Below are 12,065 nucleotides of genomic sequence, written 5' to 3'. Positions count from 1 at the left end.
GGAGGGGAGCAGATGACCGTTCGCGTCCGTGTCATCCCCTGCCTCGACGTCGCCGACGGGCGCGTCGTGAAGGGGGTCAATTTCGTCGACCTGCGCGATGCGGGCGATCCGGTCGAGGCGGCGCGTGCCTATGACGCCGCGGGCGCCGACGAACTCTGCTTCCTCGACATCAGCGCCAGCCATCAGGGGCGCGGTACCCTGCTCGACATGGTAAGCCGCACCGCCGAAGTCTGCTTCATGCCGCTCACCGTCGGCGGCGGGGTGCGTAGCGCCGACGATGCGCGCGCGCTGCTGCTCGCGGGCGCCGACAAGGTCGCGGTGAACAGCGCAGCGGTCGCGCGCCCCGAACTGGTCGCCGACATCGCCGACCGCTTTGGCAGCCAGTGCGCGGTCGGCAGTATCGATGCGCGGCGGGTGGCTGATGGTCGGTGGGAAATCTTCACCCACGGTGGCCGGAAGCCGACCGGCATCGACGCGCTCGAACATGCCGTCCGCCTCGCGACTCTTGGCGCCGGCGAATTGCTTGTCACCAGCATGGACCGCGACGGGACGAAGGACGGTTACGACCTCGCGCTCACGCGCGCGATCGCCGATGCGGTGAGCGTGCCGGTGATCGCCAGCGGCGGCGTCGGCAACCTTGACCATCTCGTCGCCGGGGTGGTCGAGGGCGGCGCGAGCGCGGTGCTTGCGGCGAGCATCTTTCACTTCGGCGAGGCGACGATCGCCGACGCCCATGCGCGGCTTGCCGCGGCCGGATTACCCGTCCGCGCGCATTGACCCCCTTCCCCCTTGATGGGGGAAGGATACGAAGCCTTGTGCCTTCAGGCGCTAGGCGCAGTTGGATGGGGGTGACGGCGCGTCACGGCACCGTGGCATCAGGCCGATACCGCACCCCCACCGCTGCAACTAAGCCGGCAAGCTGGCAAGTCTTGCTGCCTCCCCCATCTAGGGGGAGGGTTTTCGACGTTCGGACTGGTCACGCCGGAACCGGCCTGCAATAGAAGCCCGATGATCGCAAAATTCCGCCTCGCCGACCGCACCAACGACCTGTTTCCGATCCTCGGCTTCCTTGCCGCGATGGCGAGCCTGGCGATGCCGCTCAACGCCTGGCTGGTCGCGTTCATCCTCGCCGGTGCGGTCGTGGCGGCAGTCCACCATGCCGAGGTGATCGCGCACCGCGTCGGCGAGCCGTTCGGCACGCTCATCCTCGCGCTCGCGGTGACGGTGATCGAGGTCGGACTGATCCTGACATTGATGCAGGCGGAGCCCGAGAAGGCGCAGTCGCTGGCGCGCGATACGGTGTTCGCGGCGGTGATGGTGATCCTCAACCTCTTGATGGGCCTGTGCCTTTTGAGCGGGGCGATCCGCCATCACGAACAGCGGTTCCAGCGCACCGGCATCGGTGCCGCGCTCGCGACGCTCACGGTGCTGACCGTCGTAACACTGGTCCTCCCCAATTTCACTTCGAGCGTGCCGGGGCCATTTTATTCGGCGACGCAACTGGGTTTCGTCGCGGTCGTTTCGCTGATCCTCTATGCGACCTTCGCGCTGGTGCAGACGGTCCGGCATCGCGACTATTTCCTTCCCGACGGCGACGCGCAGGATGAACCCGACGCGCACGCCGCGCCGCCGAGCGTCCGGCGCACCGCGATTTCAAGCGCGCTGCTGCTTGCCAGCCTGATCGCTGTCGTCCTGCTCGCCAAGAATCTCTCGCCGGTCATGGGCGCCTTGCTTGCGGACTGGGGCGCGCCGCCCGCGGTGCTTGGCGTATTGATCGCCGCGTTGATCCTCGCGCCCGAAGGCCTTGCGGCGGTTCGCGCGGCGAAGGCCGACCGACTCCAGACCAGCCTCAACCTCGCATTGGGATCGGCGCTTGCAACGATCGGGCTGACGATCCCGGCGGTCGCCATCCTGTCGATCGTGACCGACCTGCCGATCAGCCTCGGCCTCGATGCCAAGTCGACCGTCCTGCTGTTCCTTTCGCTGATCGTGGCGGTGCAGACGCTGGCGAATGGCCGCACGACGGTGTTGCAGGGGGTGATCCACCTGATGTTGTTCGCGATCTATTTGTTCACGACGTTTGTGCCGTAGGTCATCGACGCTTCCTTGGCCGTGTGCGCCCGTCTTCGCGGGGGCACACGGCGTGGTCTCACGTCTTCCGGACGAACACCGTCCCCGCGCTATACCCCGCTCCGAAGGAGCAGATCAGCCCGGTGTCGCCCGCGACCATATCTTCATGGTTCAGGTGAAATGCGATGATCGACCCCGCGCTCGACGTGTTGCCATAGGTGTCGAGCACCGTCGGGCTTTCGTCGTCGCTTGCTTCATGGCCCAGCACGCGCTGCGCGATCAGGCGGTTCATGTTGGTGTTCGCCTGGTGCAGCCACAGGCGGCGCATGTCGCTGCCTTCGAGCCCCAGCAACTCCATCTGCTCGACGATCAGGTTGGCGACCCACGGCACGACCTCCTTGAAAACCTTGCGGCCTTCCTGGACGAACAATTTGTCGCTCTTTGGTCCCGACTGGTCGATCCCGCCGTGGCCGCGGTTGAGAAAGCCGAAATTGTTGCGGATGTTGTTGCTGAACTGCGTCTTGAGCTTGGTTGCTAGAATGTCCCAATGGCCGTCAGGGGCGATGTCCTTATCCTCGACAAGGATTGCCGTCGCGACGTCGCCGAAGATGAAATGGCTGTCGCGGTCGCGCCAGTTGAGGTGCCCCGAACAGATTTCGGGGTTCACGACGAGGACGCTTTTCGCGTGACCCGCGCGGATATAGTCGGCGGCGGTCTGGATTCCGAAGGTCGCCGAAGAGCAGGCGACATTCATGTCGAAGCCGAAACCGTCGATACCGAGCGCCTCCTGGATTTCGACCGCCATGGCGGGATAGGGGCGCTGCATATTCGACGCGGCGCACAGCACGGCGTCGACGTCGGCCGCATCGCGGCCAGCGCGTGCGAGCGCGTCCTTTGCCGCCGCGACGCCGATTTCGGCGAGGATCGACAGTTCGTCATTGCCGCGTTCGGCGATCCGCGGCGCCATGTGGCGCGGGTCGAGGATGCCCGCCTTGTCGACGACGAAGCGCGATCCGATGCCGCTCGCCTTCTCGATGAATTCCACACTGGACTCAGTCAGTTCGGCGATTTCGCCTGTCGCGATTGCGTCGGCATTTTCCCTATTGTGCAGCGCAACATACGCGTTAAAACTGGCGACAAGTTCTTCGTTGGAGATGGCTTCGGCGGGGGTGAAAAGGCCGGTTGACGAAATGACCGGCTGCGGTGTGTGCGACATGGAGCTCTCGTGTGTCTTATAGGTTCAAGACACGCTGATTAGGCTTCGGCGCGGCGCCGCGCAACGCTCCTCAATCGGCTGAACCGTCGCCGACAACATGGTTAACCGGCCACTAACCATTTTGGTGGCAGACTGTTTGATGCAGGCCTCCGGGGGGATGGCTCCCCGGGCGCCGTGCGGGAGCATGACCATGGCGACGCGTTCGGGACCGGCAGCAGGCGACCTGTCGATATCGGAAATCAAGGAATTTGCGAGCTTTCCTGCGGCAACGCAGCGTTATATCCGCCGTTCACTCGACATCGGGCTCGAACGCGACGATGCGATCGCGCGCTGGTCGCGCGACATGGTCGAGGAAACCGCGATTCGCGTGCAGGCCCGCGTCTATCAGCGGCTCGTCGATATTCGCGCCCATATCCCCGACGACAGTGGGCTCGACGCGCTCGAACATTTCATGGCGCCGCTGGTCGCGGTGTCGGCGTTCGATCTGGGGCAGGATCGGCTGCACGCCTTTGCGCCCTATCGCTTCCTTTACGAGCGGCTGCTCGGCGCCCATGCGCGGCCCTGGCTCCCCGGCGCCTTTTGCGCCGCGGCGTCGTTGCCGCACCTGCATCCCGACAAGCGCCGGGTGCTGCTCCAGTCGATCAGCGAAGCCGCGGCGACCGCACCCGGCTGGTCGGCGCGTGAGCCGAGCTTCTATCCCGAATGGGTCGACAAGATCGACGAGACCAAACCGGCGAATTGAGCGGCGGCCTTGGGGTGGAGGGCGGACGTCCGTTCCGCCCTCTCGTCACCCCGGACTTGATCCGGGGTCCATGACTTCGGCGCCGCGATGGATCCCGGATCAAGTCCGGGATGACCAAGAAACAATGCCCGCAATCGGTCGCTAGCCGACGAACCTATCTGTCCGACTGCCGGTCGAAACCCGCGCTTGGCCTGTTATCAAATCAGCGCGCGATAGAGCCCGAAGGCGCTGGTTGCGGTCAAGACGATGCCGACCATGATCAGCATCACCTTGGGCGAAAACCGCTTTGCCATATAGGCGCCCAGCGGTGCGGCGGCGACGCCGCCGATGATAAGCCCCAGCGTCGGGCCCAGGATTTCCTCGAACCCGAGGTGCCAGATGAAGGCGATCGACACCGATATGGCGAGGAAAAATTCGACGCTGTTCACCGTTCCGACGATCTTGCGCGGCTCGCCGCCCTGAACGAGCAGGTTCGACGTCACGACCGGCCCCCAGCCGCCGCCACCCGCCGCGTCGAGAAAGCCGCCTACGACCGCCAGCGGCGCCACGACCTTCGGCTTTGATATCTTGGGCGGATAAAGCACGCCGCGCACGAGCAGCCAGACACCGATGAGCACGAGATAGCCGAGAACGAAGGGTTTCACGACCTCGGCATGGAGCGATGTCAGCACATAGGCGCCGAGCACGCCACCGATCATGCCGGGAACGAGCAGGCGAAAGAAAAGCGGCCAGTCGATATTGCGGTGAAACAGGTGACTGAGCCCCGACGCGCCGGTGGTGAAAATTTCCACGACGTGGATGCGCGCCGACGCGGTCGCGGGCGGGACGCCCAGAACCGCAACCAGCAGCGTGTTGCAGATGACGCCGAAAGCCATGCCCAACGCGCCATCGACGAGTTGCGCGGCGAAACCGATGACGATGAAGGGCAACAGGGCGGTAAAGTCGATAGCAGCGAAATCGATCATGATTCTTCCCAACCCTTTTGATTGAGAACGTGCTGCCGGGTTTCCCGGAACCGCGCCAGCCCAATTTTTCTGCTGGCGGCCAAGGGATTTGTTTCTGCGCCAGACCGCGCCGTTTGCGGTCAGCCGGTGATTTCGTCCGGCAGATATTCGCGCACATAATCAATGAAGGCGCGCAGCTTTGGCATCACCTGTTTGCGACCAGGATAATAGAGAAAGAGGCCCGACGTCGCTGCGGCATAATCGGTAAGCACCAGTTCGAGCTCGCCCGTCTCGACCATCGCTTTTGCCATCGGTTCGGCCATCATGCTCAGCGCGACGCCGGTCCGCATTGCGACCAGCGCCGCCAGCCAGTCGTTGACGATCACCGGCCCGGTGACCCCGACGTCGAATTCGCGGTTCCCGCGTTCAAAGGTCCACGGCATCAGCGCGCCGGTTGCGAGGCGAAAGCGGATGCAGCGATGCCCACGCAGATCCTCGGGCGTTTCGGGGCGGCCATGTTTGTCGAGATAGGCAGGCGCCGCCGCGACCACGAAGCGGAACGGGCCGGTCAGACGTACCGCGATGACATCGGCATCGAGCGATTCACCCATTCGCACGCCGGCGTCGAAGCCGCCGGCGCTGAGGTCCGACAAGGCGTCGTCGGCGTAGATCTCCAGCTCGATCTCGGGATAGGTGTCGCAAAAGCCCGCGATTATCGGCTCGAACAAGGGCTGGACCGCGCCGCGCATCAGGTTGATGCGAAGGCGCCCGGCGGGCCGGTTGCCGAGGTTGCGGGCGGCTTCATAGGCATCGGCCAGCCCGGTGTAGGCGGGCGCCGCACGCTCCAGGAACATTTCGCCCGCCTGGGTCAGACCGACGCTGCGCGTGGTCCGCATGAACAGCGGCGCGCCGACGCGTGCTTCCAATGCCTTGACGGTCTGGCTGATCGCAGAGGGGGAGACGCCGAGATCGGCGGCGGCGGCAGAAAAGCTGCGCCTTTCTGCGACACGCAGGAAGGCTTCGATCCCGTCGAGCGCCCCATGAGGGATTGTTAAATCCTGCTTCAAAGCACTTGCAGATTATAGAGGATTATCTATCTGCGCAACCGCGACTAAAAAGGTTGCACAAAGAAACGAAAGGAACTCTCTCCCATGGCCTATCAGCTCTCCCCTTATCGCCGCTTTCCCGCCGCTTTTGCCATCGTTGCCGCGTCGGCGCTGGCCTTCACCGGCCTGATTGCCACCGCCAGCCCCGCCTATGCCCAGTCGGCTAGCGACTATCGTTGCGCCGGTCTGGCCGAACAGGCCCATGTCGCCGCCAGCGGCGTCGAAGGCGCCAAGCAGTCGAGCGCCAAGCGCTTTGTTTCGACCGGCAAGAAGCTGTGCGAAGCGGGCAACGAACGCGCCGCTGCCAAGCAGTTTCGCGCCGCGCTGAAGATCGCCGGCGTCGCCGAAGTCGAAACCGACAGCCAGATGGCGTCGCGCTAAGACATAGTGTCACCAATCTCCGGACCGTCCTCTCCCTCTCCCCGACGGTTCCACGAAACTGGGGCGGCCCTCGCAAAGAGGCCGCCCCATTTGTTTGTGCGCAGCGCCTGGATCAGGCCGCGCCCGTCGTGCAAGGCCAGACGGCCTGTTGCGGTACCCCGGGCGGGCGGCTAAATCCGGCGATAGCGGAAATACCAGACTTCATGTGCCAAGTCAATCATACTATTGAAATAGAATGATTTTTCACAAAATATTGACCTCAAAAAATTGGCCAGCAATCACCCAGCAATCACCGTTTCCAGGGGCGAAAAAACCTCGTGTCCACGCGCAAATCTGCTCGTCGATCGGACCTTTCCAAGACCAATCTTGACGACTGTCCGATGGCGAAGGTCACCGGTTCAAATCCTGTAGGTTGCCTCCCATATGCGCGCGGCGGCTGGGTCGATGAGCCGCACACCGCCAAAGGCTATCGCTCGGACTTCGATCTGCTGATCATCGTCAACGACAAGCGGCTGACCGACAAGATCGATTTCTGGTCGAAGCTCGACGATCGGCTGACCCGTGAGCTTGCGATCGACAAGACGTTGCACACGCCGGTCAACTTCATCGTTCACACGCTGCAGGAGGTGAATGACGGGCTCGCGCACGGGCGCTATTTCTTCATGGACGTCGCGCGCGACGGGATCGCGCTCTACGAGTTTGACGACAAGGAGTTGCACAAGCCGAAGCCGAAGACGCCTGAGCAGGCGCTGGCGATGGCGCGGGAATATTTTGACGAATGGTTTCCGGCGGCCCTGCGAAAGTCCAAGCTGTCGAGTGATGCGATCGAGCAATCATTTACAAAGGAAGCCGCATTTCTCCTGCATCAGACCACTGAAACGCTATACCACTGCGCGCTTCTGGTCTGCACGTTCTACACGCCGCACGTTCACAACCTGGGCTTTCTGCGGACGCAAGCCGAGCGCCTCGATATGCGTTTGGTCGATGCTTGGCCGCGCGAAGTAAAAGCGGATCGATCGCGCTTCGAGAAACTCAAGGAGGCCTATGTGAAGGCCCGCTATTCGAAGCATTATCGCATCAGTGAGGAGGAGCTCCTCTGGCTGGCCGGATGTGTCGAGAAACTCGGCCGGGCCGTCCATGCCATCTGCTCCGAGCGCATCGTCGAGTTGGAAGCTCGCGTCGGCGCCTAAATCATTTTTTGCCTCGGAAACGCGCGAAACGCTCCCGACCTTCGATGACCTCCAAGGCGATATCTGCATTTCTGCATTCGTCGCCGCGGATTGATCCGTCCCTGCAATTGGCGGCGACCTCACGAGCAGCGTCGGGGTTCGCCTCGAAATATTGAACGCTTCGTGGTTCGCTTTGACCGCAGGCCGAAAGGCAAACGGCGAGGAGCAGAATGACGGGCGGTTTCAAAGGATCCTCCATGTTTGATGAGGAGGCAAAGATATCGAGATCTTCCTTGGTCGAAAGCGCAATTGCACCCGAATTGAGAGTCGATTGCGCCGTCGGCTTTGCGCCTCATGCACTAACCCGCTTCGCGGGATGGGCGCCTTGGACTGAGGTGGCAGGGGACGCAGGGACGTTGAGCTAGGCCGACAGTGGGCAGATCATGGAGCTCCTTCAACGAAGAGGAGCCTGCCATGACTATTGTTACGACCGACGCCCCGATCACCCCGCTTCGCCAGCGCATGCAGCACGATATGATGATGCGCGGGCTGGGTCGGCACACCCAGCAGGATTATATCCGCCACGTCCGACGCTTCGCCGCATTCCTTGAACGCCCGCCCGATACGGCAACGGCGGAGGATATTCGGCGCTTTCAGGTGCACCAGCACGAGCAGGGCGTCAGCCCTTCGACTATCAACGGGGCCGTTTCGGCGTTGCGCTTCCTGTTCGCTGCGACCCTCGGGCGGCGGGATCTGGCGCGCTCGCTGGTGATTATCCGCTATCGGCGCAAGCTGCCCGAGGTGCTCAGCGTCGAGGAAGCGGCGCAGCTGCTCGAGGCAGCGCCGGGGATCAAGTACAAGGCGGCGCTCGGCGTCGCTTACGGCGCCGGTCTGCGCGTGTCAGAGGTAGCGCACCTCAAGGTCGATGATATCGACAGCACCAGGATGCTGATCCGCGTCGAGCAGGGCAAGGGACGCAAGGACCGCAATGCGATGCTCTCGCCGCAGCTGCTGGAGCTGCTCAGGATGTGGTGGCGCGAGGGCAAGCGTCGCAACGTCATGCTTCCCCATGGCTGGCTGTTTCCGGGGCGCAGCTATACCGATCCGGTCTCGACGCGGCAGCTACACCGCGCGGTCCAGGAAGCCGCCGAGGTCGCCGGCATCCGCAAGCGCGTCAGTCCGCACACATTGCGCCACAGCTTTGCGACCCACCTGCTCGAGCAGGATGTTGATACCTTGTGGCAAACCAACTTGTCTTAAGTCCCGTGCAGCTTCCCACAGTCTCCACTTTTTCGGCTCCCATGTTGATGGCTCTAACGTCAGCCTTGGGCATAGATCGCTCGGTGCTGGCATCGGACAGTCAGATCCAGAACGCTTGGCAGAACCTTCCCCAGTTGCTGAGCAACATTCCTCCACATCTGAGGACTGAGGGTGTGATGCGGATGTGCGTGGCAGTCGCCACCGGCCTTTTTGATTCCGCCATAAACTACGCGTGGAACGCAGCGGTCGTTGAGCTTCGTGATAAAGTTAGACGCTTCGGTATCCATATAATACCGCAGATCATAGATAAGGACTTCGACGAGAAGAAGTTGCTCGATATGCAAGATTCGGAACTGCTGAATCTGTGCCTGAAACTGAACCTTATCTCCGAAACCGGTTACTTCATGCTCGATCAATGCCGGGACATCAGAAATAATTTTTCTGCTGCTCATCCAGTTATCGGGAATATCGATGAATATGAGTTCATCAGCTTCCTGAACCGGTGCAGTCGACACGCTCTTAGCGACGAACAAAACACTGCAGGCGTGGACATCAAGGAATTCATGACCGCGCTCAACGCCGCCGGCTTCTCTCAGGAGCAGATGCAGATTTGGTGTCAGCGCATCACGCAGACCTTCAACGCACAGCGCGACGCAATTTTCGGGATGCTCCACGGCATCTATTGCGATCCGACCAAGGAGGAACATTCTAGGGTAACGGCAATCACCGTCTGTAGCCATTTTTCTACAACCTTTTCGCCCAGTTCGATCTCGCTGCTCATCAATCAGCACCAAAAATATCAGGCAAAGGGTGAGCAAGAACGCTTCAAGGCTTCACAGGCCTTCTTCGAGAACCTCAAGATCATCGGGCTTTTGTCGGAAACGGAGCGGCACGCCCTGATCTCGACAGCTTGCAAGAACCTGATGACGATCCACCAGGGCATCAATAATTTCTACAATGAGGCGCCTTTTGCGGAGCGCGTCGCCAAACTCTCTGAGGGTCATCAAGTCCCGGAGACGGTCCGTCGCGAGTTCGTTGAGACCGTCGTCACCTGTTCGGTGGGCAACCCCTATGGAACGGCCAATTCAGCCGACTTCTACTATATGCAGATGATAAAGGGGTTCTCGCCGCGCGAGATACAAATGATGTTCGAAGTGGTCTCGGCTCATACGGTGTTGGCAGGGCGTGTTGCCTCGCATCACCGCTGCAAGACAAAGTTCAGGGAAATCGTCCATTCACTCCAGCCAAGCAGTATCCCAACCAGTTCAAAATCCGTCTATGACAAGTGGCTCCAATCCTAAACTGGACCATTAGGGCCAACTTGGATATCTGACCGCGGCGGCAACCGTAGTCTCATACGGGAACCGACATATCTCCGGGCTAGAAGCTATTTTATCAAGGTCTGGCGCCGCCAGCTCTCGACAGCTTTTTCGAGCGCAGCCGCAGCCGAACCGTCGGCCCAGCGATCCCAGAAGTCGATCGTTCCGCTGAGCGGCTCGTTGACGGGTTTTGCGATCCGGATGCGCGTCGGCAGCAGGATGGCGTCGCCGACAACAAGCGCCTCGCCAGTATCGAGGATCGGGAGCAGGTCGCCGAAGCCTCCGAGACTGTCGGGCAGCAGACGCCGGACGACATTCTGGTCGTCGCCGTTGGTAAGGCGCATCGCGATGAGATTGTTGCACTGGCTGACCACGGTGCGATTTACCTCGGCAGGGCGCTGGCTGATCACCACGAGTCCCACGCCATATTTGCGGCCTTCCTTAGCGATGCGCTCAAAAGTCGCTATCGCATTTTCGGCGGCGCCCGAGTTCGCGTCCTGCGGGATATAGAGATGGGCCTCGTCGCAGAAAAGAGCGACCGGATGTCGGGTACCCTGTGCGCTCCATTGCTGCACAAGGAAGGCTAGCCGGGCGACCATGCCGACGATCAACGGCAGAATGTCCGAGGGCACTTCCGAAAAGTCGATGATCTTCACGCCGCCGCGGCCGCCCTTCGCCGAACGTCCGCCGAGAAGGAGCGTCACCGCTTGGTCGAGCCAGGCATAGTCGTCGGCGACGCCCGCCGCCGGATACAAGAAGCCAAGACGGCGATCGGTCTGCTTTCCAGATAGCCTTTGGATCAGACGGCTGAGCTTACTGTGAAACTCGCCCTGCTTCTCAGTCCCCGCGCGCGCGCCTTCGACCATCTCGCTGTTTAGCCGGTCGAGCTCGGTCAATACATCTGAAATCGCGAAGGGGACAGGGCTGTCGATCGTAAAATTAGCAAGGATTTCGTTGTGATTTCCGGCTGTCAGGAAGCGCGTTTTAGCATCGATGATCGCGCGTGACATCACCATTGCCTGGTTGGGCGCATTCTGGTCGCTGCGATCGACAAACATCGAAACGAGCGCCTCGTAGCTCATCAGCCAATAAGGAAGGTGGAGCACACCGTCGGCCAGCGTCTTCCTGGCGTCGATGTCGCCCGGCCCGGCAACGCGGAGATGGACGAATCCGTCGCCCTGCATGGAGGCATATTCGCCGTGCATGTCGAAAACGATGGCGTTCGCGCTGTCGAGCTCGGCTACCTGTTCGAGAAGGCGCGCGGTGGTCCAGGACTTCCCTGAGCCGGTGCTGCCAACGACGAGCGCGTGGCGCTGAAACAGGCGGTTGCCGTTGATATAAGCCTCGGCATTGGGATCGAGCGTATAAGTTCCAAGCGACAGGCGCTGCGCCCCGCCGGTCACTTCGGAAATCACCCCCATGAAGCGCGTGAGATGCTCGCCTTCCATCGCGAAGCAATGCGCGTCGATCTCGGGGACCGTCTCAAGCGTGCGGCGGAACACATTGCTGCGTGCGCCATCCTTGTCGAGGAGGGTTCCGATCAGCGTGATGCGAACCAGATTGAGCTCGGGATGCGCTTCTTCGCCCTGTTCGACATCCGCGCGCTTCGATTCCTCGATCGCCGTCCGCGTAATCTTGTGAATAACGCCGATCAGCTTGTGCCCCGCGAGGCTGCTTCGAAGCGCGACGAGCCGATTGACCTGAAGCGCGCGGAGCCGTTCGACATCGTCGACGCGCACGATCACGGTTGTGGTGTCGACCGACTGGACGCAGCCCAAAGCGTCTTCGTCGGCGAAGTCCAAAATGCTCATGCACGTGCCCCTGTCATATGGTCGAGAAATGGATCGAGCTGCCACAG

Annotated in this window: 12 protein-coding genes; 7 read left to right on the top strand and 5 right to left on the bottom strand. The window is 61.7% G+C overall.

What is annotated here, in order from left to right; all coding sequences use genetic code 11:
• Nucleotides 1-12 precede the first annotated feature (12 nt).
• Nucleotides 13-777: an imidazole glycerol phosphate synthase subunit HisF gene (gene hisF / locus A3E77_RS09105; protein ID WP_293645210.1), complete on the top strand. Its 765-nt coding sequence runs from the start codon at nt 13-15 to the stop codon at nt 775-777.
• A gap of 231 nt (nt 778-1,008) precedes the next feature.
• Nucleotides 1,009-2,091 carry a calcium:cation antiporter gene (locus A3E77_RS09100; RefSeq protein ID WP_293645144.1) on the top strand — a complete coding sequence of 361 codons (1,083 nt, stop codon included), beginning with the start codon at nt 1,009-1,011 and terminating at the stop codon, nt 2,089-2,091.
• 58 nt (nt 2,092-2,149) lie between these two features.
• Here A3E77_RS09100 and A3E77_RS09095 read toward each other — a convergent pair whose 3' ends face one another.
• Complete coding sequence (locus tag A3E77_RS09095) at nt 2,150-3,286, bottom strand: beta-ketoacyl-ACP synthase III (protein WP_293645142.1); 1,137 nt, start codon at nt 3,284-3,286, stop codon at nt 2,150-2,152.
• A 190-nt stretch (nt 3,287-3,476) separates the two neighbouring features.
• Here A3E77_RS09095 and A3E77_RS09090 point away from each other — a divergent pair, with 190 nt between their 5' ends.
• Complete coding sequence (locus tag A3E77_RS09090) at nt 3,477-4,028, top strand: hypothetical protein (RefSeq protein WP_293645140.1); 552 nt, start codon at nt 3,477-3,479, stop codon at nt 4,026-4,028.
• Nucleotides 4,029-4,225: 197 nt separating this feature from the next.
• On the opposite strand, the gene A3E77_RS09085 is transcribed toward A3E77_RS09090, so the two are convergent.
• Nucleotides 4,226-4,993, bottom strand: a complete 768-nt coding sequence (locus A3E77_RS09085) for a sulfite exporter TauE/SafE family protein (RefSeq protein WP_293645138.1) — start codon at nt 4,991-4,993, stop codon at nt 4,226-4,228.
• 119 nt (nt 4,994-5,112) lie between these two features.
• Complete coding sequence (locus tag A3E77_RS09080; RefSeq protein WP_293645136.1) at nt 5,113-6,039, bottom strand: LysR family transcriptional regulator; 927 nt, start codon at nt 6,037-6,039, stop codon at nt 5,113-5,115.
• 84 nt (nt 6,040-6,123) lie between these two features.
• On the opposite strand from A3E77_RS09080, the gene A3E77_RS09075 reads away from it, so the two are divergent.
• Nucleotides 6,124-6,459 carry a hypothetical protein gene (locus A3E77_RS09075; protein ID WP_293645134.1) on the top strand — a complete coding sequence of 112 codons (336 nt, stop codon included), beginning with the start codon at nt 6,124-6,126 and terminating at the stop codon, nt 6,457-6,459.
• 380 nt (nt 6,460-6,839) lie between these two features.
• The gene (locus tag A3E77_RS09070) at nt 6,840-7,649 is read left to right on the top strand and encodes a nucleotidyltransferase and HEPN domain-containing protein (RefSeq protein WP_293645132.1); all 810 of its coding nucleotides are present in this window, start codon (nt 6,840-6,842) and stop codon (nt 7,647-7,649) included.
• A gap of 1 nt (nt 7,650) precedes the next feature.
• Here A3E77_RS09070 and A3E77_RS09065 read toward each other — a convergent pair whose 3' ends face one another.
• Nucleotides 7,651-7,887, bottom strand: coding sequence for an EexN family lipoprotein (locus A3E77_RS09065; RefSeq protein WP_293645130.1), 237 nt, complete (start codon nt 7,885-7,887; stop codon nt 7,651-7,653).
• 215 nt (nt 7,888-8,102) lie between these two features.
• On the opposite strand from A3E77_RS09065, the gene A3E77_RS09060 reads away from it, so the two are divergent.
• Both A3E77_RS09060 and A3E77_RS09055 read left to right on the top strand, forming a co-directional pair.
• Nucleotides 8,103-8,888, top strand: coding sequence for a tyrosine-type recombinase/integrase (locus A3E77_RS09060; protein ID WP_293645128.1), 786 nt, complete (start codon nt 8,103-8,105; stop codon nt 8,886-8,888).
• Nucleotides 8,889-8,953: 65 nt separating this feature from the next.
• Complete coding sequence (locus tag A3E77_RS09055; RefSeq protein ID WP_293645126.1) at nt 8,954-10,189, top strand: hypothetical protein; 1,236 nt, start codon at nt 8,954-8,956, stop codon at nt 10,187-10,189.
• Between the two features lie 86 nt (nt 10,190-10,275).
• Here the strand turns inward: A3E77_RS09055 and A3E77_RS09050 are convergent, their stop codons facing one another.
• The gene (locus A3E77_RS09050; RefSeq protein ID WP_293645124.1) at nt 10,276-12,018 is read right to left on the bottom strand and encodes an ATP-binding protein; all 1,743 of its coding nucleotides are present in this window, start codon (nt 12,016-12,018) and stop codon (nt 10,276-10,278) included.
• Nucleotides 12,019-12,065: the final 47 nt, after the last annotated feature.

Origin of the sequence: Sphingopyxis sp. RIFCSPHIGHO2_12_FULL_65_19, from assembly GCF_001830555.1 — a bacterium.
Taxonomy (GTDB): domain Bacteria; phylum Pseudomonadota; class Alphaproteobacteria; order Sphingomonadales; family Sphingomonadaceae; genus Sphingopyxis.
Note: the sequence above shows the minus strand (reverse complement) of the source record. Positions and strands in the feature narration are given on the sequence as shown.